We start from the raw sequence: 25,029 nt of genomic DNA on the forward strand, positions 1-25,029 counted from the left end.
TATCATAATGTTACTTTTTTGCAAATATAAAAAAAAGAAATATTAAGATCAATTTTCAACTTTGGTGTATTTTGTATTTTAAGTTTAGTTAGATAATTGCTTATTTTTTTGTTAAGATGGTTTTTTAGCAATAAAAAGCAAAAGTGCTACAACAAAAAGCATCCACATGCATTGTCCAAAAATATTAGGAAGTTGATCGATGTTTTTAATATTGACATTTCCTCCTATAAGTCCTGCAACAAAATTTCCAAGCGCACTTGCTACAAACCAAAGTCCCATGATTTGATTTTTGATTAAATCAGGGGCAACCTTAGCCATTATAGAGAGTCCAATAGGAGACACGCATAATTCCCCAAGTGTTAAAAAGAATATACTTATGATAATCCAAGCCATGGATATTGGCAAACCATTGTTGTTTATTAGATTTTGTGAAGCAAAGGTCATCATCATAAAACCAATACCGGCAAATAATATTCCTAAAGTAAATTTTCCAATGGAAGAAAAATATATATTTTTTTCTCTAAAAATATCCAAATATAACTTGCTATAGGAGCAAGTATGATGATAAAAATTGGATTAAAAGATTGAAACCAGTTTGTTGGAATTTTCCAATCAAAAATATTTCTATTTGTAAAATCTTGCGCAAAAAGATTATAAGCAGTAGGTTTTTGTTTAAAAGCACTCCAAAAAAAAGTGGCTGCAAAGAATAAAACAATTAAAATTGTTAATTGCTGTTTTTCTCTTTTATTTAAAGCTTTAAAAACAAAAAGATATATGAAATAAATTACCAAACATAGTAAAATTACAATTAGAAGTTTTTTTGATAGTATTATATGGGATTAATATTTACAAGATTAATAAACATTAGAAAAAATCCAATAATACTTAACAAGCTTATACTTAGTATAAGAGTTAAATTTTTTACTTTTTTAAATGGTTGTTCCCAGTTTTGCTTTAAGGTACAATTTTTATGAAATTCTTCAAGCTCAAGGGCAGCTTTAAAATATAAAATAAGCAAAGAGATTAGCATACCTAAACCTCCTATGACAAATCCTAAATGATAATTCCATTTTGCTTGAACAAAACCACATATAAGAGGAGCAATGAATGCTCCAATGTTAATTCCTATATAAAAAATCGTATAGCCAGTATCGCATCTTGTATCATTTTGTTTATACAACATTCCAGCTGTTACAGAAGCGCTAGTTTTAAAAAATCCAGCACCAATAACGATAAAAGAAGTCCTAGGAAAAATATAGGTGTGCTTAAAATAGATAAGGCTATGCTAATATGTCCTAAAGCTATAATAAAAGAACCTAAAAATAAAGCCTTTTTTTGCCCTAAATAATTATCAGTAATCCAGCCTCCAGGAAGTGCTGCTAAATACAAGCATCCTGCAAAAATGCCATAAATTGCCGAGGCGTATTCAGTGCTTATTCCAAGTCCACCTTTGCTTATGGTTGTTGTCATGAAAAGCACAAGTAAAGATCGTATGCCATAAAAAGCAAATCTTTCCCAAAGTTCTACCATTGATAGAGAGAATAAAGGCTTGGGATGACCTAGTAAATTTGTATCGAGTTTTTGTATTTCTTGTTTAGTCACTTCCCAATACCTTTCTTTTTTATGCTTAAAATATTTTAACTAATAGTAATAGAAAAATAATTAAATTACAATATTTTTAAATATTTTTTTTTATAATAATATTTAAAAATATAATATTTTAATATTATTATAAATTAACAAATTTGAACATTAAATCAAGCTTTAATTTTAAACCCTGTGTATTGTATAGTTTTATTTTATCAATTTTTAAAGCTATAGGAAGATTTTCTAAATTTTGTATAAAATTGAGTAAGTCTTTAAAGTTGCCATTTAAACTTAGAGAAACATAATTATAGTGGATAAAATTTTTGTTTTCTTGGGAAAATTTTATTTCATTAATGGTTAAATTTTTGGATAAATTATTGATTTTTTTATTGAAAAAATCTTTATCATAAGAAAATAAATGCAATTTTTCTTTATAGTATTTTAATTTTTCTTCCTCTGTTTTTATCTGTTTTGTTAGCTTTGTCTCTATTTCTTTAAGATGTGAATTTTCTATTTTTGCTTCATTTAATGCAAGGTAATTATGTTCTACTAATGTTTTTTGAAAAATATCTTCCAAAAAGCGATCGTGAATTTTAAAAGCTAAAAACAAAGCACAAAGGCAGATAAAAGAAATAAAAAGAAATTTTTCCCTAGGATTTAAATTTTGCAAAAATACTTCTATTTTATTCATGTATGACTTCTAATATGATATTCAATGTTTCTTCATTTTTATCAAGGAATTTAAAAGTAGAATTTAGATTTTCTAATGCTCTTTTAAAGTGGTTTTCATCGATAAAAGAAAGAATGATTTTTGTTTGTTCAAATTCAAGATTTGTGATTTTAAGTTCATTGGAATTAAGCCATGATATGATTTGATTTAGAATGATTGCCTTATTTTTATCTAAATTGATTTCTTTTGTTATGGTGGATAAAATATGAAATTGTTGTTGTGTAGATGATATTTTATTGGAAAGAGTAAAGTTTAAATCTTGTATGTTTGTTAATAATTTTTGCTTATCTTGTTTTAGTTTAGAAATTTCTTCTTGTATGATAAAATTTTTATTTTGAATTTCCTTATTTTGTTTGTACTCTATAAAATCTTTAAATAATAAAATCATCATGCTAAGACTAAAGCTAAAAATAAATATTAATATAATTTTAAAAGAAATAGATATTTTTATTTTATTATGCTTGATAAAATTACAATTTTGATCTAGATTTTTTATACTATATGAACTTAATTTCAATAAACTATTTTTATCAAGAATATCATTTAGATTTAAACATTTTATTTGAGATGAGAAGTAATGTTTGATTGTATTCAAATCCTGATAAAGTAGCAATTTGCTTTCATAGTGTTTTAAAAGTTCTGTAAATCGATTTTGTTTAAAAAATAAATCCATATTACCTGGATTGAAATTTTCGATTTTTTTAAGATTGATAAATTTTCCTTCTTGGTAAAAATATAAATATAAAGTTTGATCATATAAATTTAAAACACAATAATCACTTTCCTCAATAAATCTTTCATCAAACAAAGCTTGAAAAATTAAAGGCTCAGGAAAGCAAAAACGACTTTTTTTCAATTTGTAAACAGGCGCTAAAAAACAATGATAAATTTCATTATGTTTAAAAAAAGCTATTTGATAGTCAAAGGGTTTGCTTAGCTTAAAATCTGCGGTTAAATTGTTAAAAAGTTCGTCTTCTTTGGATATTCCTGTTCTTTGAGCATAAAGCAAATCTGTAGATTTTATAAAATTTATTTTATTTAATGAATTAATTTTCATCATTTAAAAGTTTTTTTAAAAATTCTTCATCTTTTTGCCAGTTTTTTTTCACTGTTACGAAAAGCTTTAAAAGTACTTTTTTTTGTGCAAGTTTTGAAATTTTAAAGCGTGCATCTTTGCCTATTTTTTTTAAAGTTGCCCCTTCTTTTCCTATAAGCATACCCTTGTGAGAGTTTGTATCTGTGATGATATTGGCTTCTAGGATTAAAAGATTAGGTGTGTCTTTGGTGCGATTGATAAGCACTTCACTACTATAAGGAAGCTCATCGCTTAAATTTTCATAAATACTTTCAAGTATGAAATCTCTATAAAGTTCTTTTTCGCTACTCGCACTTAAAAATTCAGGATCATAAAAATACTCATGTTCATCAAGGTATTTTACTATCTCATCTAACAAGCCTTTTTTATAGCTTTTTTTCTTAGAAGAATAAGGAATGATAGCCTTAAAATGTTGGCTAAATTTTGCATATTCGCTAAGTTTTTTTAAAAGCGTAGCATTGTCGGTTAAATCTACTTTATTTAAAGCGATGATATGTGGTGCTTGTGGGTTTAGACTAAGGAAATTTTCATAGTCTTTTGTACTATCAAAAACACTTGCCACAAATAAAATCACATCACAATCTCCCATGGATTTAATAGCACTTTGGACAAGCAGTTGATTAAGCGTAGCACCGCTTTCGTGAAGTCCTGGGGTATCGATGAAAATGATTTGATTTTTTTCATGCATCACTATGGCTTTGATTTTACGCCTTGTGGCGTTTTGTTTGTGAGAAACTAGGGCGATTTTTTCTTCTAATAAGGAATTGATTAAAGTACTTTTTCCTGCATTAGTACGCCCTATGATACTAACAAAGCCACTTTTCACAAAATATACCTTGCAAGATCTTTATTTTCTATAATATCTCCGAGTTTTTCTTCTACCATTTTTTTATCCACTACGAATTTTTTACCCGCATACTCATCAGCTTCAAAGCTTAGATCTTCAAGTAATTTTTCTATTACAGTATGTAAGCGTCTAGCACCTATATCTTGCATTTCTTCATTGGCTCTTGAAGCTATTTTTGCTATTTCTTTAATAGCTTCATCATTAAATTCAAGTTCTAAATTTTCAGTTTTTAAAAGCTGAGAGTATTGTTTTAAAAGTGAATTTTTAGGGCGTGTTAAAATTTCATAAAGAGCTTTATCATCAAGACTATCTAATTCCACTCTTAAAGGAAAGCGTCCTTGCAGTTCAGGGATAAGATCACTTGGTTTGCTAAGGTGAAAAGCCCCTGCAGCGATAAAAAGAATATGATCGGTTTTTAAAGTACCTATTTTTGTTTGTACATTTGATCCCTCGACTATAGGAAGTAAGTCTCTTTGCACCCCTTCTTTACTTGGATCTTGGCGGTTTGAATTTCCGCTTGAAACAGCGATTTTATCGATTTCATCAATAAAAATAATACCTTCATTTTCCGCTCTTTTTAAGGCTTCGCTTTTGATGCTTTCTTGGTCTAGGATTTTTTCTCCTGCTTCATTTTTTAAAGCATTTTTAGCGTCTTTGATTTTCATTTCTTTTTTGACTTTTTTACTGCCAACGCCTATAACCTTAACTATATCTTGCATTGCACCCATTTCAGGAGGTAGGTTAGGATTGGTATCGAACATATTTTGTGAAATTTCTATCTCTATGGTGCTTTCATCAAGATCGCCATTTCTTAGTTTAGTTCTCATTTTTTCAAGACTGTTTTTATATTCTTCTTGTTTTTCATCGCTGATACCCTTTGGTAAAGGTGGCAAAAGTTTTTCTAAAATTTTATTTTCTATAAATTCATCGATTTTATCTTTGTTTTTTTCTCTTTGCTCATTTTTTACCAAATTTAAAGCTGCATTGGCAAGATCTCTTACCATGCTTTCTACATCACGACCTACAAAACCTACTTCAGTATATTTACTCGCCTCGATTTTGATGAAAGGAAAGCCCATCATTTTAGCTAAACGCCTAGCGATTTCTGTTTTTCCTACACCTGTAGAACCTATCATCAAGATATTTTTTGGCACTATATCATCTTGCAACTCAGGGCTAAGTTGCATTCTGCGGTAGCGATTTCTTAAAGCTATAGCTATGATTTTTTTAGCTTTTTTTTGTCCTATAACATAATCATCTAAAAATTTAACGATTTCTTTTGGAGTTAGATTCATTTCTCATCCTCGATTACATAAGTTTTGATATTGGTATTGGTATAAATGCAAATTTCACCTGCGATTTGAAGGCTTGATTTTACAAGTTCTTCTTCATCTAAATCGGTATGTTTTGCTAAGGCTCTAGCAGCTGAAAGTGCATAGTTTCCACCACTTCCTATAGCTGCGATTTGCCCATCTTCAGGTTCGACCACATCGCCTGTACCAGAAAGTAGAAAAATGTGATTTCTATCAAGTACGAGCATCATGGCTTCAAGTTTTCTTAGGTATTTGTCTTTTCTCCATTCTTTAGAAAAGTCAATCGCTGCTTTTAAAAGATCGCCTTTAGAACTTTGAAGGAGATTTTCAAACATATCAAAAAGATTAAAAGCATCAGCTGTTGATCCTGCAAAACCTGCTAAAACTTTGCCATTGTTGAGTTTTCTAATCTTTACAGCATTGCCTTTTAGCACCGTATTTCCAAAGCTTACTTGTCCATCTCCGCCAATTACGGATTTATTTTTACCTTTGTAAGCTAAAATCGTTGTTGCGTGAAACATTATTCTGCCTTTATATTTATGTTAAATTTAGCATGGATTGCGTGTCCAAGTTTTACGCTTACTTCGTGGATTCCTAAGCTTTTTAAGGTATCGCATTCCAAACTTTTTTTATCGATTTCTATATGGCTTTGTTCTTTTAGGGCGTGAGCGATTTCATCTTTGGTTACGCCACCAAACAAACTTCCATTTGCACCTACGGGTTTTGAAATTTCAAGAGTGATTTTGCTAAGTTCTTCTTTGAGTTTTTCTAAATTTACGATTTCAAAGCGTAAATTTTCAGCCTCTTTTTTCTTGTCGCTTTCATATTTTCTTAAAACTTCATTAGTAGCTGCTTTAGCAAAGCCTTTAGCGATTAAGAAATTTTGTCCGTAGCCGTCTTTTACTTCTTTTATTTCTCCTGCTTTTCCAAGTGCTTTTACATCTTTGATTAATAATACTTTCATTTTATTCCTTTATTAAAATTTTCTTCCATTTTTTCCTGCGATGATAAAACGCAAAGCATTAAGCTTGATAAAGCCTGCTGCGTCTTTTTGATTATACACTTCATCTTCTTCAAAAGTACAATAAGCTGCGTTAAACAAGCTATCGTTCGAACTTTCGCGTCCTATAACTATCACATTGCCTTTATAAAGCTCGAGTTTTACTCTGCCATTGGCGTGAATTTGAGACTCATCGATTAAGGCTTGAAGCATCATTCTTTCAGGCGAGAACCAATAGCCATTATAAATTAAACTCGCGTATTTTGGCATGAGTTCATCTTTTAAGTGTGCTGCTTCTCTATCAAGCGTGATGCTTTCAAGCGCTCTGTGTGCTTTTAAAAGTATGGTACCACCTGGTGTTTCGTAACAACCACGGCTTTTCATACCTACATAGCGATTTTCTACTATATCAAGGCGTCCTATACCGTGTTTGCAGCCTAGTTCGTTAAGTTTGGTTAAAAGTCCTGCAGGACTTAGTTTTTCTCCATTTATCGCTACTAAATCTCCTTTTTGGAAATCAAGTTCTATAATTTCACTTTCATTTGGAGCATCTTTTGGGCTTTTACTCCATCTCCACATATCTTCTTCAGGTGCGTGTGCAGGATCTTCTAAGACAAGTCCTTCGTAAGAAATATGAAGTAAATTTGCGTCCATAGAATAAGGAGATTTTCCTTTTTTCTTAGAAATATCAATACCGTGTTTTTGTGCATAAGCAAGGAGCTTTTCGCGACTGTTTAAATCCCACTCACGCCATGGAGCGATGATTTTTAAATCGGGATTAAAAGCAAGATAGCCAAGTTCAAAACGCACTTGATCATTTCCTTTACCTGTGGCACCATGACTTACTGCATCAGCACCTGTTTGCAGGGCGATTTGTGCTTGAGTTTTTGCTATAAGTGGTCTTGCTATACTTGTTCCTAAAAGATATTCTCCTTCATAAATCGCATTGGCTCTAAACATAGGAAATACATAATCTTTAACAAATTCATCTCTTAAATCTTTAATGAAAATATTTTCTTCTTTTATGCCTAAAGAAAGGGCTTTTTTTCTTGCAGGTTCGAGTTCTTCACCTTGACCAATATCTGCTGTAAAAGTTACAACTTCACAATTATACTCATCTTGAAGCCATTTTAAAATAATGCTCGTATCAAGCCCCCCAGAATACGCTAAAACTACTTTTTTTACTTCATTTTTCATAAGATATCCTTTGTTAAAATAGATTTGAAAATTGTAAAATTGTATCCAAATTTCATTAAAGAAAAGTTTTTACTTGCTATTTTCTTAAAAAATAAAGCAAAGGCGTAAGCAAATTTTGTTCCAAAAATTGATTTTTTTTGCTAAAATTGCTTTTATGAGAGTAGATAAATTTTTAAATGTAGTTAATATCACGAAAAGAAGAGCTATTTCTGAAGATATGTGTAAAAGTGGTGTAGTGGGGATTAATGGCGTTATTGTTAAAGCGAGTAAAGAGGTTAAGGTGGGTGATATTATCACTTTACATTTTACTGAATACACTCAAAAATATAAAGTCCTAGCTATACCTAGCACGAAAAGTATTCCTAAAAACGCACAAAATGAATATGTGGTAAAATTATGAAAGAATTTATTTTAGCAAAAGATGAGATCAAAACGATGCTTCAAATAATGCCTAAAGAAGGTGTTGTTTTACTTCAAGGAGATTTAGCTAGTGGAAAAACAAGCTTAGTGCAAGCTTGGGTTAAATTTCTTGGTCTTGATGCAAGGGTGGATTCTCCAACTTTTTCCATTATGCAAAAATATGAAAATCATGATATTTGCATTTATCATTATGATATTTATCAAGAAGGTTTAGAAGGACTTTTAGCAAATGGTTTATTTGAAAATTTTTTTGAAAAAGGTTTACATTTGGTTGAATGGGGCGGTGAAAATTTGAAAAAAACTTTAATGAAATTTGGAATTTCTACTATCCAGATTAAAATTAGCATTAAAGATGACAAAAGAAAGTATGAAATTTATGAGTAAATTAGAAATTGTAAATTTAGAAAAAATTATTAAAAAAACTAAGATTATACATGGAATTTCTTTAGAGGTTAATAGCGGAGAAGTTGTAGGACTTTTAGGGCCAAATGGTGCAGGAAAAACGACAACTTTTTATATGATATGTGGACTTATTTCCCCAAGTAGTGGAAAAGTTCTTTTAGACGGTTTAGATGTAACAAAAGATCCTTTAAACAAAAGAGCTAGATCAGGGATAGGTTATTTACCTCAAGAAAGTAGTATTTTTAAGGATTTAAGTGTAGAAGATAACCTGCTTTTAGCGGCTCAGATTTTTTATAAAGATAAAAAAATTTTACATGATAAAGTTGAGCAAATGCTTGAACTCTTAAGTATAGAGCCTATTCGTTTAAGGAAAGGTTTAAGTTTAAGTGGAGGTGAAAGAAGGCGTTGTGAGATCGCTAGAAGCTTGATGTGTGAACCTAAGTTTTTGCTTCTTGATGAGCCTTTTGCAGGTGTTGATCCTATAGCAGTGGCTGAAATTCAAACTTTAATTAAAGAGCTTAAAAGATTGGGGATTGGGGTTTTAATTACCGATCATAATGTGCGTGAGACTTTGGCTATTTGTGATAGAGCTTATGTTATAAGATCAGGTTCTTTACTTGCTAGTGGGAATGCTGATGAAATTGCAACCAATAAAGATGTGAAAAAGTATTATTTAGGAGCGGAGTTTAAACTCCTTGATTGATGTTAAAGCAAAAAATCACCCAAGCACCCAAGACTAAAATTTCTCAAACTTTACGCTCTTGGTTGCCGATTTTACAAGCAAACATAGAAGATTTAAAAGAAAATTTAGATAAATTTGCTGAGGATAATCCTTTCTTAAATGTTCAAGATTCGATACAAACTCATGATAAGGGTAAGAATTATTTTGATTCATTTTATAAACATAATGTAAATTCGGCTTTTGTGGATAGTAAAGGACTTGCCAAAAAAAGTGTTTATGAGCTTTTAAATGAACAGATTCTTCCTCCTTTGTTTCCTACAAACAAATCTCAAGAACTTGCAAAAAAAATTATAGAATGCTTAAATGAGGAAGGATATTTTGAATACGATGAAGAATTTTTAAAAGAGTATTCCTTAGAAGAAATTGAGCGAGTAAGAGCAAGATTTAAATTTTTAGATCCTGTAGGAGTGGGAGCTAAAGATTATAAAGAAGCATTTTTATTTGCTCTTGAAAATATGGAATTAGATGAAGATATTGATGAGTTTTGTAGAATGTTGATTATGGATTTTGAAAATATACAAAACTATACCAAAGAGCCTTTATATAAAGAAGCATTAGCTGTACTTAAGCGTTTTAGCACTCCTCCTTTTTTGGAATATTTTGAAGATTCTCGTATAATTGTTCCTGATATTTTTGTTTATAAAGAAAATGGTGAAATTAAAGTAAAAATCAATGATGATTATTATCCTGAAATTTCAATCCAAACTGATGGTTTAGAGCATGATTTTTTAAGTCATTACATCAAAGAAGCAAAAAATTTAGTCGATGCTCTAGCGATGAGAAAAGCTACTCTTTATAAAATAGGGCTTATGATAGTAGAATATCAATATGATTTTTTCATGGGAAAAGAGATAAAACCTATGACTTTTAAGGATTTAGCACTTGATTTAGAACGCAATGCTTCGACTATATCAAGAGCTGTGGCAAATAAATATTTAAGTTGTGAAAGAGGACTTATTCCCTTGCGTGATTTTTTTGCTTTTGCTCTTGATGAAGAGGGAGAGACTTCAAATGTAGGTGTTAAAGAATTTGTGGCAAATTTAGTAAAGAATGAAGATCGCAATAAACCTTTAAGCGATAGTAAAATTTTAGAATTAATCAAAGAAGAATTTAAAGTCGATATAGGGCGAAGAACTATTACAAAATATCGCAAACATCTTAATATAGCAAGCTCTACAGATAGAAAAAAATTATATGAACTTGAAGGATAAAATTCTATCAATCTATCAAACCCATTACACTTTTGTTTTATATTTAAATTTAATTTAAATAATATAAAAAATTATTGTTTTATTTTTAGAAATATTATTCTTTAATTTAAAAATATGATACAATAATAACTGTTTTTAAATATTAATTTTCAAAGGAGTTAAAATGGACTTTTTAACAAGCCTTAGTGAGGGAGGGCAATTTGCAATCCAAATCATTATCGTTTTAATTTGTCTTTTTTACGGTGCAAAAAAAGGCGGCATAGCGCTTGGTTTACTTGGTGGTATAGGTATTTTAATGCTTGTATTTGCTTTTCATATAAAGCCTGGAAAACCAGCCATAGATGTTATGCTTACAATTTTAGCGGTAGTGGTTGCGAGTGCAACTTTGCAAGCAAGCGGTGGTTTGGATGTTATGCTTCAAATAGCAGAAAGAATTTTAAGACGCAATCCTAAGTTTTTAACAATATTAGCGCCTTTTGTAACCTGCTTTTTGACTATACTTTGTGGAACAGGACATGTGGTTTATACTATTATGCCTATTATTTATGATATAGCGATTAAAAACGGTATTCGTCCTGAGCGTCCAATGGCGGCAGCTTCTATATCGTCACAAATGGGTATTATTGCATCTCCTGTATCTGTGGCTGTTGTGAGTTTGACTGCTTTGCTTTTAAATGCTAATCATAAATTAGCAGGTTTTGATGGTTATATTAATCTTCTTCAAATTACCATACCTAGTACATTATTTGGTGTATTGTGTATAGGAATTTTTTCTTGGTTTAGAGGAAAAGATTTGGATAAAGATGAAGTATTTCAAGAAAAACTTAAAGATCCTGAATTTAAAAAATATGTTTATGGGGATTCTAAAACACTTTTAGGCGTTAAACTTCCAAAAAGCAATTGGGTTGCAATGTGGATTTTCTTAGGAGCTATTGCTTTAGTAGCTTTATTAGGTGTATTTGATTTCTTGCGTCCAAACTGGGGGCAAGTTGTAAAAAATGGCATTCCTCAAGTAGATGCTTTAGGCAATCCTAAAATGGATGTTTTATCCATGGTTTCAGTTATTCAGATGTTTATGCTTTTAGCAGGTTCTTTGATTATCATCTTTACTAAAACAGATGCAAAGAAAATCGGCTCTAATGAAATTTTTAAATCAGGTATGATAGCACTTGTTGCGGTTTTTGGAATTTCTTGGATGGCTGATACTATGTTTGCAGTTCACACTCCTATGATGAAAGCAGCGCTTGGAGATATAGTAAAAGAACATCCTTGGACTTATGCTGTAATGCTTCTTTTAATTTCAAAATTTGTAAACTCTCAAGCAGCGGCTATTTCAGCTTTTGTTCCTTTGGCTTTAGGAATTGGTGTTGAACCTGGTGTGATTGTTGCTTTTGCGGCTGCTTGTTATGGATATTATATTTTACCAACTTATCCAAGCGATTTGGCTACTATACAATTTGACAGATCAGGTACTACTCACATCGGTAAATTTGTTATCAATCATAGTTTTATTTTACCAGGTCTTATAGGTGTAATCACTTCTTGTATAGCAGGATATTTTATCGCTATGGCAGCGGGTTATCTTTAACAATTTTTAGCAGGATTTTTCCTGCTAAATTCTTCATTTGTCTTTTTATTTAATATAGATAAAAATTATAAATAAATCATAAAATTAGTATTAATCAAAATATAAGCTTAACAAGGATAGGATAAATCCTATTTTGAATCAATGAGAAAGGGCTATCCTATGGATGTTATCTTTGCTTTGCTTCTACTTTTAGCTTTTGGTAGTTTATGGTTTTTTATCCATTTTTGTGAAATTCAAACTAGGACAAGCGGATGATATTTTTACTAGTTTTAAGCTTAATACTTGCTCTTTATTTATTTTATGCTCTATTATATCCTGAAAAATTTTAAAGGAAAAATATGCTAGAAATTTTAATAACACTGATTATAGCTTTTATATCGGCTTTAATTTTTGGAAACTATCTTTATAAAATTGCAAGCTGTAAAAAAACTATTTTTGATTTTATTTTTAATCCAATTGATAACTTAATTTATAAAATTTGTGCAATTGATAGAAAAAATATGACTTGGCAAAAATTATTCTTTGCATTTAATTGCTTTTAATGCCTTAGTGGCTATTTTTTCTTTCGTGATTTTTTATTTGCAAGATAAACTTTTTTTAAATCCCAATTCGATAAATTCTATGAAAGGGGATTTGAATTTAAATACTGTAATTAGTTTTATTACAAATACAAACCTTCAGCATTATAGTGGAGAGAGTGCTTTAAGTTTGCTTTCGCAAAATACAGGCATTTTACTTGCTATGTTTGTTTCAAGCGCAAGTGGATATTCTGCTTGTATGGCTTTTTGTCGTGCTTTATGTGGTATGCAAATGGGAATTTTATGAAGATTTTACGCGTATTATTACGCGTTTGATGTTGCCTTTAAGTTTTATTTTGGCTGTAATTTTTATCTCTGAAGGCGTGGTGCAAAATTATCACGCAAATTTTAGCGTGCTTACTTTAGAAAATAAATTTCAAAGCATTGCCACAGGTCCTGTTGCAGCTCTTGAGTCTATAAAACATTTAGGGACAAATGGGGGTGGTTTTTTTGGTGCTAATTCAAGCATGCCTTTTGAAAATCCTACTTTACTTACAAATTTTTTGCAAATTTTATCCATGATGCTTATTCCTAGTGCCTGTGTTGTAGCTTTTGGATTGATGGTTTATCATAGAAAAGAAAGACAAGGTTTTGCTCTTATGGGAAAAGAAGGGGGAGTTATTTTTGGTGCAATGGGGATTATTTTTATCATTTCTTTGCTTTTAATTTATTTTAGCGAAAAAATGTCAAATCCAAATTTGGATTTTTTGGGTTTAAATGCAAATTTGGGAAATTTGGAAGGTAAAGAAATAAGATTTGGCACAGATGGTTCGAGTTTATTTAGTGCTGTAACTACCGCTTTTACTACAGGAAGCGTCAATAATATGCACGATAGTTTAAATCCATTAAGCATCAGTGCTACTTTGCTAAATATGATGCTAAATATAGCTTTCGGTGGCGAAGGAGTAGGGCTTATGAATATGATTATTTATGTGCTTTTAACCGTGTTTATTTGTGCATTAATGATAGGTAGAACTCCAGAATTCTTGGGTAAAAAAATAGAAAGCGCACAAATGAAGCTTATAGCTTTGGTAATTCTTATCCATCCTTTATTAATCCTTGTTTTAAGTGCATTAGCTGTTGTTTTTGCAAAAGATAGTATAAGCAATCCTAGCTTTCATGGCTTGGCTCAAATTTTGTATGAATTTAGTTCTTCGGCAGCAAATAATGGTTCAGGACTTGAAGGTTTAAAAGATGATAATTTATTTTGGAATTTAAGCACAGCTTTTGCTATGTTTTGTGGGCGTTATTTGGTTTTAATAGCTCAGCTTGCTATAGCTGGATCGCTTTTGGCTAAAAATACACAAGAAAATACTGCAAATTCTTTAAAAACGGATAATTTAACTTTTATGTTTGTGCTTGTTTGTATTATATATATTTTTGCTGCACTTACTTTTTTTCCAGTGCTTACTTTATCAAGCGTTGCAGAATATTTATCTTTATGGCATTAAGGAGAGTCAATGTCTAAAAAACAAAATAAACTCATTACAAAAGAAATTTTAAATAATGCCATAAAAGGAGCATTTTTAAAATTTGATCCACGCTTTATGGTAAAAAATCCTGTTATGTTTATGGTGGAAGTTGGATCGATTCTTACTTTGATTTTAAGTATTTTTCCTACTTTGTTTAATGGAAATTCTGATGAAAGAATTTATAACATCTTAATCACTTTTATTTTATTTGTAACCTTGCTTTTTGCAAATTTTGCAGAAAGTATTGCAGAAGGAAGGGGTAAAGCCCAAGCAGCTACCTTAAGACAAAGCAAAAAGGATTCTAAAGCTAGACGCATAAAAAGTGATGGCAGTGAAGAAATGCTTAATTCTAGCGAGTTAAAAATAGGTGATATAGTTTTAGTTAAAGCAGGTGAACTTATACCTAATGATGGAGAAATTGTAGAAGGTGCTGCAAGTGTTGATGAATCAGCTATTACAGGTGAAAGTGCACCTGTTATGCGTGAAGCGGGCGGTGATTTTTCTTCTGTTACAGGTGGGACTACGGTTTTAACTGATTTTTTAAAGATTAAAATTTTAGTTGGAGCTGGGGAAAGTTTTTTAGATAAAATGATCAATCTTGTAGAAGGTGCTGCGCGTCAAAAAACTCCAAATGAAATTGCTCTTAATACTCTTTTAATTGCACTTAGTTTGAGTTTTTTGGTGGTGGTTGTAAGTTTATATCCTTTTATACAATTTTTAGGCGTGAGTTTGCCTATTTCATGGTTAGTAGCATTGCTTGTATGTCTTATTCCTACAACTATAGGGGGCTTTTATCAGTTATAGGAATAGCAGGTATGGACAGGGTAACGCGTTTTAATGTGATCGCACTTTCAGGCAAGGCTGTTGAAAGTTGTGGTGATGTTGATACTATGATTTTAGATAAAACAGGAACGATTACTTTTGGAAACCGTTTGGCAAATGAATTTTATGAAGTCCAAGGTATAAGTAAAGAAAAAATGATTAAAGCTTGTGTTTTATCCTCTTTAAAAGATGAAACTCCAGAAGGTAAAAGAATAATTGCATTGGCTTAAAAAATAGGTTATGAATTAGAAGGTAATGATATTAAAGAATTTATCGAATTTAGCGCTCAAAATAGAATGAGTGGTGTGGATTTGCAAGATAATATAAAAATTCGCAAAGGTGCTTTTGATGCTATAAGAGCTTATATAAGCGAAATGAATGGAAAAATTCCTAGCGATTTAGAAACTAAGGTAATGGAAATTTCAAATCTTGGTGGTACTCCTTTGGTAGTGTGTAAAAATGAAAAAATTTTAGGAGTGATTTATCTAAAGGATACAGTAAAACCAGGACTTAAAGAGCGCTTTGATGAGCTTAGAAAAATGGGCATAAAAACTTTAATGTGTACCGGAGATAATCCTTTAACAGCAGCTACTATAGCCAAAGAAGCAGGGCTTGATCGATTTATAGCAGAATGCAAGCCTGAAGATAAAATAGAAGCTATTAAAAAAGAACAAGCCCAAGGTAAGATAGTAGCCATGACAGGAGATGGAACCAATGATGCTCCAGCTCTTGCACAAGCTGATGTAGGTATAGCTATGAACTCAGGAACTCAAGCAGCTAAAGAAGCAGCCAATATGATAGATCTTGATTCTAATCCTACTAAAATTTTAGAAGTAGTTGAAATAGGAAAAGGTTTGCTTATTACTAGAGGCAGTCTTACAACTTTTAGTATGGCAAATGATATTGCTAAGTATTTTGCTATTTTACCTGCTATGTTTAGTGTGGTTTTACCTCAAATGCAAATTTTAAATATTATGCATTTAGCTACCCCGCAAAGCGCTATTTTATCAGCACTTATTTTTAATGCTATTATTATACCTTTGCTCATCCTATTGCTATGCGTGGAGTTAAATTTAAGCCTATGAAAAGCGAGCATTTGCTTTTAAGAAATTTAAGTATTTATGGTTTAGGTGGTATGATCGCACCTTTTATAGGGATAAAAATAATTGATATTCCTACAGCTTGGATACTTAGAATTTTAGGAGTGTGATATGCTTAGAACTTTGCTTAGTTTTTTTGTGGTAATGCTAATATTGTGTACTCTTATTTATCCTTTTGCTTTAAATACAGTTGCAAAATTTATTTTTCCTTATCAATCAAGTGGAAGTTTAGTAGATAAAGAAGGTCGTCCGACTTTGGATGTAAGCAAAGCGGTAGGTTCAAAGCTTTTGGGTCAAGATTTTAATAAACCTTATTTTCTACATTCAAGAACATCTGTGTCAAATTACAATACAAGCGATACAAATGAAAGCAGTGTAAGTTCAGGTGGATTTAATTATGCTATGTCAAATCCTGCTTTAAAAGAGCGTGTGCAAAAAGATTTGCAAAAATTTTTAGATGAAAATCCGCAAATTACAAAAGAACAAATTCCTTTGGATTTATTAAGTGCTTCAGGATCAGGTCTTGATCCTCATATCAGTCTTCAAGCAGCCCTAGTACAAATTCCTAGGATAAGTCAATCTTCAAAAATCACCAAAGAAGAACTAGAAAAAATCATTCAAGAAAATACCGAGTCTAAATTTTTAGGGATTTTTGGGGAAGAAAAGGTTAATGTTTTAGCTGTTAATATAGCTATTGCTAAAGCCATGAAAAAAGAATAAACATGCAAAGACAAAGTCCTGAACAAATTCTTAAAAAACTTGAGGTTAAAGCTAAGGAAGAAGAAAAAAACAAACTTGCAAAATTAAAAATTTTCTTAGGTTATGCTGCAGGTTCTGGAAAAACTTATGCTATGTTAAGTGAAGCCAGAACTTTAAGGGATAATGGAGTTGATGTTGTTTTAGGCTATATAGAGCCTCACGATAGACCTGAAACAATGGCTTTAACACAAGGTTTTGAAAGTATAGCTAATCTTGAAATTCCTTATAAAAATATAGTATTAAAAGAATTTGATTTAGACGCTACCCTTAAGAGAAAGCCTGCTTTGGTTTTAGTAGATGAGCTTGCACACACTAATGCTAAAGGCTTGCGTAATGAAAAGCGTTTTCAAGATATAGAAGAACTTCTAAAAGCAGGGATTGATGTTTATACTACTTTAAATATACAACATTTAGAAAGCTTAAATGATTTAGTCGCTAATATCAGTAAGATAGAAGTTAAAGAGCGTATTCCTGATCGTATTTTTGATGAGGCTGATCAGGTTGAACTTGTTGATATTGAACCTAATAAGCTTTTAAAAAGAATGCAAGATGGTAAAATTTATAAGGAAAAACAAGCTAAACTAGCACTTGAAAATTTCTTTCGCCAAGAAAGACTTATAGCTTTGCGTGAGATTGCCTTAAGAAGACTTGCTTCAAGAGTGAATTTAAGAGCAAGTGAACAAAGGCTTATTAATGATGATTTAGCTTATCATACTGGAGAGCATATTTTAGTTTGTATTAATGCTTCAAATGCAAAGGTTATTCGTGCAGCTGCAAGACTTGCTTTAGCTTTTCATGCTAAATTGAGTGCGCTTTATATAAAAAATCCCAATATTAAAGAAGAAAAAGCCTTAGAAGAAAATATAGAACTAGCTAAAAGTTTTGATGCTGAAATCATTAGCGTATATGATGATATAGCAAGACAAATTGCAGAGTATTCAAGTCTTAGCAATGTTTCTAAAATTGTTTTAGGTAAAAATAAAGATAAAAAAAGTTTAAAGAAGAGATTTTTGAAGCTGTTGCTAAAAAAGCACCCAATATTGATTTATATCTTGTTAATGAAAATCAAATTTCTACTCCCAAAATACGAAGTAAAAAAGGTTTTGATTTTTTAGGTTTTTTAAAAATCACAGGAGTTTTGCTTTTAGCAACTTTTATAGCTTTTGTATTTCATAAATTTAATACTCAGCCAAGTAATATGGTTATGATTTTTATTTTAGCAGTTTTTGCTTCTTCTTCTTTTATTTCTGATAATAAAATTTTCGCCTTTTATTCTTCTTTGGTAAGTGTTTTGATTTATAATTTTTTCTTTTTAGAACCTATTTTTAGTCTTAAAGTTCATGATAGTGGAAATATTATTACTTTTACAACCATGTTTATAGTTGGATTTTTAACAGCTGTTTTTACTAGAAGATTAAAATTGCAATCTAAAGAACTCACTAAAAGAGCTTATAGAACAGCTATTTTGCTTGAAAATAGTGAAAAGTTAGCAAGAGTGAAAAGCAAACAAGAGCTTTGGGAACAACTTGGAAATCAAGCTTTAAAATTATTAAATTTACCTATTATTATTTATCCTATAAATAAAAACAATATTTTATCAAAACCTTTGTTGTTTTTTAACGATGATAAGCAAATGTTAAAAAATTGTTTTAGTGCTGATGAGATTGCTATTGCTCAATGGGTTGCAACAAATAAAGAAAGAGCAGGTGTTTGTACAAATACCCTGCCTAATGCTAATGCTATGTATTTACCTATAGAAGATGGGAAAAAACTAAAGGGGTTATAGGTATAGTTTTAAAAGAAAAACGTCCCTTACAAGACTTTCAGTATGAAATTTTAAGTGCTTTACTTAATGAGGCAGGAGTTAGAACAAGAGATATATTTTTATTATAAATCCCTTAATTTATTAATCTCATCTCTAATAGCAGCAGCTTTTTCAAACTCAAGTGCTTTAGCTGCTTCAAGCATTTGTTTTCTTAACTCTTTGACAAGTTTAGCTCTTTCACTAGCAGGCATTTTTTCTAGTTTTTTACCTTTGCGATAAATTTCGCCTAAATCCTCTTCATTTTTCAAACTCTCTTCAATATGGCGTTTGACTGAAGTTGGCGTGATATTGTATTTTTTATTATAAGCCATTTGAAGTTTGCGGCGTTCATTGGTGGTATCCATAGCTTCTTGCATGGATTTTGTGATTTTTTTGCAAAAAAGCAAAACCTTACCATTGACATTTCTAGCTGCTCTTCCCATGGTTTGGATTAAACTTGTAGTGCTTCTTAAAAATCCTTCCTTATCTGCATCCATAATGGCAATGAGTGAAACTTCAGGTAGATCTAGTCCTTCTCTAAGTAGGTTAATGCCAATTAGCATATCAAAAGCACCGCTTCTTAAACCTCTTATGATTTCATTGCGTTCTATAGCATCGATGTCTGAGTGCATGTATTTGACTTTTATACCAAGCTCTAAATAATACCTTGTAAGTTCTTCAGCGAGTTTTTTAGTTAGCACAGTCACTAAAACACGTTCATTCCTTTGTATGACTTTTTTAGCCTCATCAAATAAAATTTCAACCTGATTATCACTATCTTTTAATTCTATTAAAGGATCAAGCAGTCCTGTAGGACGCATGATTTGATGAAAGATGTTTTCTTTACTCAGTTCAAGTTCTAAAGGTGCAGGTGTGGCTGAAACAAAAAGAAATTGACAATTTTTATGGATAAATTCATCAAACATTAAAGGACGGTTATCCAAGGCTGAAGGCAAACGAAAACCATAGTCCACCAAGGTTTGTTTTCTGCTTCTATCTCCTGCAAACATACCTCTAAATTGTGGTAAAGATACATGGCTTTCATCGACTATAACAAGAAATTTTCTATCTTTAATCGCAAAATAATCAAAAAGCGTATAAGGAGTATCACCTTCTTTAAGTCCTGTTAAATGCCTTGCATAGTTTTCAACTCCTTTACACATTCCTGTGCTTGTAAGCATTTCAAGATCAAATTCAACCCTTTGTTTAAGGCGTTGATATTCTACGAGTTTATTTTCATGTTCAAAATAAGCAAGGCGTTCGTTAAGTTCTGCTTTTATGTCTTTTATCGCTTGTTTTAGTCTTGTTTCACCTACACTAAACTGGCTTGTAGGATAGAGTATGAAGCGTTTTAAATCTTTGCCTTTTTTATTTTCTAAAACATTGTAATGATACATAGTATCAAGCTCATCGCCAAAAAATTCAAGTCTTACTACTTCATCTTCATAATAAGCTGGATAAATGTCTATAATATCTCCTTGAACTCTAAAATCTGCACGATCAAAAAAATTATCATTTCTTTTATAACCCATATCTACAAGTTTTTTTAAAAGTTCTTTTTGTGAAATTTGCATACCTAGTTCAAAGATTAAAACCATGCCTATGTATTCATTTGGATTACCAAGTCCATAATTTGCCGAAACACTAGCTATGCAAACTACATCTTCATAACTTAAAAGAGAAGCAGTAGCACTCAGTCTTAAACGCTCTAAGTCTTCATTAGTGGAGCTGTCTTTTTCTATGAAAACATCAGTGCGTGGAATATAGGCTTCAGGTTGATAATAATCATAATAAGATATAAAATATTCCACATGATTTTTAGAAAAAAAGCCTTTAAATTCGCTATAAAGTTGTGCACAAAGGCTTTTGTTGTGACTCATGATAAGAGTGGGCATATTAAGTTCTTTAATGACATTTGCCATGGTAAAGGTTTTTCCACTTCCTGTAACGCCTAGTAAGGTTTGATATTTGTTGCCTTTTTTTATACTTTTTACTATACCTTTTATGGCTTCTTGTTGATCAGGACTAGGTTTAAATTCGCTGGTAAGTTCTAACATTTTTCTACTTTATTTTTATTTTTGAAAAAATTTTAAAAGAAAATGCTTTAATTAAAAATTAATTGACAATAAAAACCTAAATTTAAATTTTTTTCTGCTACAATATCAAATAATATTTTCCATAAATTACAAATTTTTTAAGAAGGCAAAAATATGTTTGATGAAAAAATAATCAATACTATGACAGATAAAGTAAATGAATTAATTGAAAAGTATAACGAAGTTTGCGAAGCCAATGAGGCTTTAAGAAATGAGCTTGTAAGCGTTAAAGCACAAAATGAAGCAAAAAGTAATCAAATCATGCGTTTAGAAGAAGAACTTAAATCTCGCAATATAGAAAGCGAAGATATTTATAAGAAAATAGAGGCTGTTCTTGGCAGATAATCTAAAACAAGTCATTGTTAATGTTAATGCAAAAGATTTCATTGTTAAGTGCAGTGAAGAATTTGCAAATTTTTTAGAAGATGATATCGCTTTGATTTCAGGGGGTACTAAAAAAATAGAACTTAAACGCTTTGTAGATGCGTTTGTTAAAAAAAGTTATGAAAATTATATTCTAGAAAGAGAACTTAAGAAACTAATAAAAGCAATCAATGAAGAACTCCCGACAAAATGAATAAAGCTTTTACTCTGCTTGAGCTTGTTTTTGTGATTTTGATTTTGGGAATTTTGTCAAGCTTATCTTTATCTTTTATCAATACTACAAAAGATGAGGTTAAAATTTTAAAATTAAAAATGGACTATGAAATGCTAAGCTCAGCTCTTGCTTTAATGCGTAGTCAAATGAGACTTAAAAATTTAAATTTTCCAGAAATTTTAGATAATGCGCAAAACAATCAAGCCAAAGAAAAACTCTTTTATTGTTTAAATGATTGTGATTATTCTTTGCTTGATACACCTATTTATTCTGATTTTAAATCTTGGATAAAAATAGGTAAAAATCACTATAGATTTGCATTAAATGCTAAAGAGATGGTTGAATTTATTTATGATTCTAAAGAAGGTTTGTTAAAGTGTATAGGAAGTTCTAGATGCAAAGATCTGATATAAGATATTATGAACTTGCAATTTGTGGTTTGTATTTGGATAATTTAACTTTTCATAGTTTTGATGAAATCAAACCTTTAACACAGGTATTAGTGGATTTAAAATCTAAAAAAAATCTTAAAGCCATCGTACTTAAAGAATGTCAAAAACCTGATTTTAAAACTATAGAAATTAAAGAAATTACAAAGTATTTTCTAACTCCTTTGCAACTTGAATTGGCAAATTTTATTGTTTATTATTATGCTTCAAAACTTGGTTTTGTTTTGGGCTTTTTCGAAACTAGTCCTAAGTATGAATGTCAAAAAATGTTTTTTAAAGATACCCCTAAGCTAAGCAATCAACAACAAAATGCCTTAAGTTTTCTTCAAAAAGAAAATAATTCTTTGCTTTTTGCTGACACAGGTAGTGGTAAGACTGAAATTTATATTTCTTTAATAAAAGAGTGTTTAGAACAGGGTAAGCAAGCTTTGCTTTTAATGCCAGAAATCGCACTTACTCCACAAATGCAAAAGCGTTTAGAAGTGTATTTTAAGGATAATTTTTTCCTGTGGCATTCTAAAATTTCAAAGAAAAAAAAGCAAGAATATTTAGAGCGTTTTTGCAAGGGAGAAGTGCTTTTAGTAGCGGGTGCAAGATCGGCTTTGTTTTTACCCTTTAGAAATTTAGGACTTATTGTAGTAGATGAAGAACATGATAATTCTTATAAGGCTTCTAATCAGCCTTTTATCAATGCAAGAGATTTAGCACTTTTTTTGGGTCAAAAAAACAATATTAAAGTGGTTTTAGGTTCTGCAACCCCATCTTTAACGAGCTTTTATAAACAAAAAAGTTTTAGACTAAAAGGAACTTTTTTTGAGAGTAAAAAACATTTTTTATATGATGAAAATGAGCTCAGTATAACACCTATGCTTTTAAGCGAATTAGAAAAAAGTTTAAAACATCAAAAACAAGCTATAGTGTTTTTACCTACAAGGGCTAATTTTAGGCAAATCATTTGCAAGGATTGTGGAGAAACGATAAAATGTCCTTTTTGTTCTATTGCTATGAGTATGCATAAAAAGAAAAATATTTTAAAATGTCATTATTGTAATTATACTTCTTTAATAGAGCAAAATTGTCCAAGTTGCAAAGGAGAAATGTTAGAAGCTAGAAAAATTGGGACTGCTGAACTTTTAGAGCTTTTGCAAAATGCTTTGCCTTTAGCAAAAATAGCAAAATTTGATAGCGATGAAATCACAAGCGTTAAAAAGCTTAATACTATTTTAAAAGACTTTAATGAAAATAAGATCGATATACTTATTGGCACCTCTATGCTTGCTAAAGGGCATGATTATCATAGCGTGGATTTGAGTGTGATTTTAGGGCTTGATGAGTATTTGTTGCGTCCTAGTTTTAGAGCGAGTGAAGAAACTTTAGCTTTAGCTATGCAAGTTGCTGGTAGGGCAGGGCGTAAAGGCGAAGCAAGAGTGCTTTTGCAAACAAAAAATAGAGCTTTTTTTGAAAGGTATATAGAGGATTATGATGCTTTTTTAAAAGATGAGTTAGAAAATAGAAAAGATCTTTACCCCCCATTTAAACGCCTTTTAAGAGTTCTTATAGAAGATAAAGATCAAAAAAGTGCACAAAAACTTTGTGAAAAATTTGCTTCTCAATTTAGAAATATCAAACAGGTAGAATTGGTAGGCTATGGAATTTGTGGAGTTGAAATGCTGTATGGAAAATATCGTTTTTATTTGTTGCTTAGAAGTGAAAATCATAAAGCTTTAGTGGCAATTGAAAATTATATTTTGCAATTTAAAAATGCAAATGCGGATATTGATCCTATTGATTTTGTGTAAGTGATATGATTATTTATCTTTGTATATTTTTTCAAATTCTTTATAATATTTCCAAGAATCAATAATATGAGGATGTGTTTGTTTTAAATGATTTAGTTCATTTTCAAATATATTAAAAAAAGTGTAAATAAGTGATTTATTTTTTATAAAATAATCTATTACATCTTTTTCTTTCATCATTTTTGATTCTGTTTCATCTATGGTTATTTTAATTTGATATAAAAAATCATACAAATAATGTTTAATTGTTGAAAATAAAAGATTGTTTTGTTCTAATTGCTTAAAATCATTTTTATCAATATATACACCCATATCATTACATAGGTCGTTTTTTATAATTTCTTGTATTATGTCTATTTTTTCATGATTGATATGTTTTCTGTCTAAAATTATGGGAATGCTAGAAGTTCTATCAATATTGAAATTTTTATTATTTTTAGGAGTATTGAGATAAAAGGTGTTATTAATATCTTTAGAATTTGCATAAAGTGTAATAGGAAAAAGATAGCGAATATAACCTCTAAATTCTTTAATTTTAAATAAATCTAATTTATCTTTATGGGGGGGGGTAAAATTAAAATTTATAGCAAGTAAATTCATGGTATCGAAGGCCTTTGATTGGCGGATTTCTTCCATATCAAGATAGTATACATTGTCTTTGTTAAAATATTTTAATAAATAAGAGATGATAAAAACTCCTTGTTGTAGTTCATTTATATCGATTTTAATTTTATGATTTTGATGAGTAAGATAGTTGATGTAATAACGCCAATCATAAGTTAGATTAAATTCAGGGGGATAGTTTCTTAAAACTTTACTCCAATCTCTTCCCCAATTATGCTTTAAAAGTCCTATTGGATCTCGAACTCCGCAAATAATCTTAGAATTAAAATCTAATAAAGATAGATATTTATCAAAATAAGGTAGATTAATTTCTGATATATTAATAGCATATTGAGCAATTGTATTATCATTTAGACACATGTAATTAATACAATATCTCTCTTTGCTATCAGGTGGTAAAACCCAGGAGGCAAAACAAGTTACATCGCAACATTGATTAAGGTATCTTAAAAATGCTGCTGCTCCAACGCCATGTGGAGAAATATAGATAAATTTATAGTGTTTAGGTAGGGGTAAATTTAAATCCCAAGCTAATTCTGCACAATGCCTACTTGCATCTATTTCTATAAAATTAGGATTGATTAAAGGTGGATAAGGATGTTTTGTTGATAAATACCTATCCCTAAATTCGCTAGAATTGAGCCAAGTGCAAATTGTTTCAATATTTTCCAAAACAAAGGTAAAAAATTTTTCATTATTCGAATTTTTTAAAGCTTGTAAAAGAATTTGAGCTAGGGTTGGAGTTAGGTTATTTTTTATATAGAGTAAAAGATTTTGCATATAACCTCTTTTAAT

The 25,029-nt window shown here is 30.4% G+C and carries 28 protein-coding genes and 2 pseudogenes; 17 read left to right on the forward strand and 13 right to left on the reverse strand.

Going from position 1 to position 25,029, the window contains the following annotated elements; genetic code table 11:
* Positions 1-111: 111 nt before the first annotated feature.
* The 11 genes from FBF06_RS09700 to FBF06_RS03610 form a co-directional block, all read right to left on the reverse strand.
* Positions 112-534 carry a di-/tripeptide transporter gene (locus FBF06_RS09700; protein ID WP_016818279.1) on the reverse strand — a complete coding sequence of 141 codons (423 nt, stop codon included), beginning with the start codon at positions 532-534 and terminating at the stop codon, positions 112-114.
* Positions 477-791 carry an amino acid transporter gene (locus tag FBF06_RS09705; RefSeq protein WP_052795847.1) on the reverse strand — a complete coding sequence of 105 codons (315 nt, stop codon included), beginning with the start codon at positions 789-791 and terminating at the stop codon, positions 477-479. The genes FBF06_RS09700 and FBF06_RS09705 overlap by 58 nt, the downstream gene beginning before the upstream one ends.
* Positions 792-829: 38 nt before the next feature.
* Positions 830-1,183, reverse strand: a complete 354-nt coding sequence (locus FBF06_RS09710) for an amino acid transporter (RefSeq protein ID WP_002865666.1) — start codon at positions 1,181-1,183, stop codon at positions 830-832.
* Between the two features lie 8 nt (positions 1,184-1,191).
* Positions 1,192-1,602 (reverse strand): amino acid transporter, encoded by a 411-nt coding sequence (locus FBF06_RS09715; RefSeq protein ID WP_052777316.1) that lies wholly within the window; start codon positions 1,600-1,602, stop codon positions 1,192-1,194.
* A gap of 127 nt (positions 1,603-1,729) precedes the next feature.
* Positions 1,730-2,278 carry a hypothetical protein gene (locus FBF06_RS03580; RefSeq protein ID WP_002869806.1) on the reverse strand — a complete coding sequence of 183 codons (549 nt, stop codon included), beginning with the start codon at positions 2,276-2,278 and terminating at the stop codon, positions 1,730-1,732.
* Positions 2,271-3,377 (reverse strand): hypothetical protein, encoded by a 1,107-nt coding sequence (locus FBF06_RS03585; protein ID WP_079460371.1) that lies wholly within the window; start codon positions 3,375-3,377, stop codon positions 2,271-2,273. The genes FBF06_RS03580 and FBF06_RS03585 overlap by 8 nt, the downstream gene beginning before the upstream one ends.
* Complete coding sequence (gene era, locus FBF06_RS03590; RefSeq protein WP_052777318.1) at positions 3,364-4,239, reverse strand: GTPase Era; 876 nt, start codon at positions 4,237-4,239, stop codon at positions 3,364-3,366. The genes FBF06_RS03585 and era overlap by 14 nt, the downstream gene beginning before the upstream one ends.
* Positions 4,236-5,555 carry an ATP-dependent protease ATPase subunit HslU gene (gene hslU, locus FBF06_RS03595; RefSeq protein WP_002869809.1) on the reverse strand — a complete coding sequence of 440 codons (1,320 nt, stop codon included), beginning with the start codon at positions 5,553-5,555 and terminating at the stop codon, positions 4,236-4,238. Before hslU ends, era begins: the two co-directional genes overlap by 4 nt.
* Positions 5,552-6,094 (reverse strand): ATP-dependent protease subunit HslV, encoded by a 543-nt coding sequence (gene hslV / locus FBF06_RS03600; RefSeq protein ID WP_002781630.1) that lies wholly within the window; start codon positions 6,092-6,094, stop codon positions 5,552-5,554. Before hslV ends, hslU begins: the two co-directional genes overlap by 4 nt.
* Entirely contained in the window at positions 6,094-6,537 is a 444-nt protein-coding gene (rplI, locus tag FBF06_RS03605) for a 50S ribosomal protein L9 (protein WP_002859592.1), read from the reverse strand. The genes hslV and rplI overlap by 1 nt, the downstream gene beginning before the upstream one ends.
* Positions 6,538-6,549: 12 nt before the next feature.
* Positions 6,550-7,770: an argininosuccinate synthase gene (locus FBF06_RS03610; RefSeq protein WP_002867646.1), complete on the reverse strand. Its 1,221-nt coding sequence runs from the start codon at positions 7,768-7,770 to the stop codon at positions 6,550-6,552.
* 154 nt (positions 7,771-7,924) lie between these two features.
* Here FBF06_RS03610 and FBF06_RS03615 point away from each other — a divergent pair, with 154 nt between their 5' ends.
* From FBF06_RS03615 to FBF06_RS09725, 13 genes and pseudogenes are all read left to right on the forward strand, one after another.
* The gene (locus FBF06_RS03615) at positions 7,925-8,170 is read left to right on the forward strand and encodes an RNA-binding S4 domain-containing protein (protein ID WP_002860004.1); all 246 of its coding nucleotides are present in this window, start codon (positions 7,925-7,927) and stop codon (positions 8,168-8,170) included.
* Positions 8,167-8,574 (forward strand): tRNA (adenosine(37)-N6)-threonylcarbamoyltransferase complex ATPase subunit type 1 TsaE, encoded by a 408-nt coding sequence (tsaE, locus tag FBF06_RS03620; RefSeq protein ID WP_002858585.1) that lies wholly within the window; start codon positions 8,167-8,169, stop codon positions 8,572-8,574. The genes FBF06_RS03615 and tsaE overlap by 4 nt, the downstream gene beginning before the upstream one ends.
* On the forward strand, positions 8,567-9,295 hold the full coding sequence (gene lptB, locus FBF06_RS03625; protein WP_002855252.1) for an LPS export ABC transporter ATP-binding protein: 729 nt from the start codon (positions 8,567-8,569) through the stop codon (positions 9,293-9,295). Before tsaE ends, lptB begins: the two co-directional genes overlap by 8 nt.
* Entirely contained in the window at positions 9,295-10,545 is a 1,251-nt protein-coding gene (locus FBF06_RS03630) for an RNA polymerase factor sigma-54 (protein ID WP_002854994.1), read from the forward strand. The genes lptB and FBF06_RS03630 overlap by 1 nt, the downstream gene beginning before the upstream one ends.
* 163 nt (positions 10,546-10,708) lie before the next feature.
* Entirely contained in the window at positions 10,709-12,133 is a 1,425-nt protein-coding gene (locus tag FBF06_RS03635; protein WP_002856715.1) for an anaerobic C4-dicarboxylate transporter, read from the forward strand.
* A 141-nt stretch (positions 12,134-12,274) separates the two neighbouring features.
* Positions 12,275-12,462, forward strand: a pseudogene (gene kdpF, locus FBF06_RS03640) (K(+)-transporting ATPase subunit F).
* A 9-nt stretch (positions 12,463-12,471) separates the two neighbouring features.
* Positions 12,472-12,675 carry a potassium-transporting ATPase subunit KdpA gene (locus FBF06_RS09990; RefSeq protein ID WP_032584672.1) on the forward strand — a complete coding sequence of 68 codons (204 nt, stop codon included), beginning with the start codon at positions 12,472-12,474 and terminating at the stop codon, positions 12,673-12,675.
* A 25-nt stretch (positions 12,676-12,700) separates the two neighbouring features.
* Positions 12,701-12,958 carry a potassium-transporting ATPase subunit KdpA gene (locus tag FBF06_RS09995; RefSeq protein WP_250498215.1) on the forward strand — a complete coding sequence of 86 codons (258 nt, stop codon included), beginning with the start codon at positions 12,701-12,703 and terminating at the stop codon, positions 12,956-12,958.
* Positions 12,894-14,162 carry a potassium-transporting ATPase subunit KdpA gene (gene kdpA / locus FBF06_RS03645; protein ID WP_250498214.1) on the forward strand — a complete coding sequence of 423 codons (1,269 nt, stop codon included), beginning with the start codon at positions 12,894-12,896 and terminating at the stop codon, positions 14,160-14,162. The genes FBF06_RS09995 and kdpA overlap by 65 nt, the downstream gene beginning before the upstream one ends.
* A gap of 9 nt (positions 14,163-14,171) precedes the next feature.
* A pseudogene (gene kdpB, locus FBF06_RS03650) lies at positions 14,172-16,215 on the forward strand (potassium-transporting ATPase subunit KdpB).
* Position 16,216: 1 nt separating this feature from the next.
* Positions 16,217-16,825 (forward strand): potassium-transporting ATPase subunit KdpC, encoded by a 609-nt coding sequence (gene kdpC, locus FBF06_RS03655; RefSeq protein ID WP_002888184.1) that lies wholly within the window; start codon positions 16,217-16,219, stop codon positions 16,823-16,825.
* Between the two features lie 2 nt (positions 16,826-16,827).
* Entirely contained in the window at positions 16,828-17,979 is a 1,152-nt protein-coding gene (locus FBF06_RS09720) for a sensor histidine kinase KdpD (protein WP_248276712.1), read from the forward strand.
* Between the two features lie 23 nt (positions 17,980-18,002).
* Positions 18,003-18,650: a DUF4118 domain-containing protein gene (locus FBF06_RS09725; protein ID WP_234744507.1), complete on the forward strand. Its 648-nt coding sequence runs from the start codon at positions 18,003-18,005 to the stop codon at positions 18,648-18,650.
* A 101-nt stretch (positions 18,651-18,751) separates the two neighbouring features.
* Here FBF06_RS09725 and uvrB read toward each other — a convergent pair whose 3' ends face one another.
* Complete coding sequence (gene uvrB / locus FBF06_RS03665; protein ID WP_002932502.1) at positions 18,752-20,725, reverse strand: excinuclease ABC subunit UvrB; 1,974 nt, start codon at positions 20,723-20,725, stop codon at positions 18,752-18,754.
* Between the two features lie 153 nt (positions 20,726-20,878).
* Between uvrB and FBF06_RS03670 the strand changes: the two genes are divergently transcribed.
* Genes FBF06_RS03670 through FBF06_RS03685 form a run of 4 tightly spaced genes read left to right on the forward strand, consistent with a single transcriptional unit; the run spans position 20,879 to position 23,610 of the window.
* Positions 20,879-21,109: a hypothetical protein gene (locus tag FBF06_RS03670; RefSeq protein WP_002852327.1), complete on the forward strand. Its 231-nt coding sequence runs from the start codon at positions 20,879-20,881 to the stop codon at positions 21,107-21,109.
* Entirely contained in the window at positions 21,099-21,341 is a 243-nt protein-coding gene (locus FBF06_RS03675; protein WP_002854947.1) for a hypothetical protein, read from the forward strand. Before FBF06_RS03670 ends, FBF06_RS03675 begins: the two co-directional genes overlap by 11 nt.
* Positions 21,338-21,775: a prepilin-type N-terminal cleavage/methylation domain-containing protein gene (locus tag FBF06_RS03680; protein WP_002852324.1), complete on the forward strand. Its 438-nt coding sequence runs from the start codon at positions 21,338-21,340 to the stop codon at positions 21,773-21,775. The genes FBF06_RS03675 and FBF06_RS03680 overlap by 4 nt, the downstream gene beginning before the upstream one ends.
* Complete coding sequence (locus tag FBF06_RS03685) at positions 21,757-23,610, forward strand: primosomal protein N' (RefSeq protein ID WP_168977541.1); 1,854 nt, start codon at positions 21,757-21,759, stop codon at positions 23,608-23,610. The genes FBF06_RS03680 and FBF06_RS03685 overlap by 19 nt, the downstream gene beginning before the upstream one ends.
* 9 nt (positions 23,611-23,619) lie before the next feature.
* On the opposite strand, the gene FBF06_RS03690 is transcribed toward FBF06_RS03685, so the two are convergent.
* A complete protein-coding gene (locus tag FBF06_RS03690) occupies positions 23,620-25,014 on the reverse strand; it encodes a DUF2972 domain-containing protein (protein WP_168977542.1) in 1,395 nt (464 codons plus the stop codon).
* Between the last annotated feature and the right edge of the window lie 15 nt (positions 25,015-25,029).

This window comes from Campylobacter sp. CFSAN093227, assembly GCF_012897855.1.
In the GTDB taxonomy this organism is placed as follows: Bacteria; Campylobacterota; Campylobacteria; order Campylobacterales; family Campylobacteraceae; genus Campylobacter_D; species Campylobacter_D jejuni.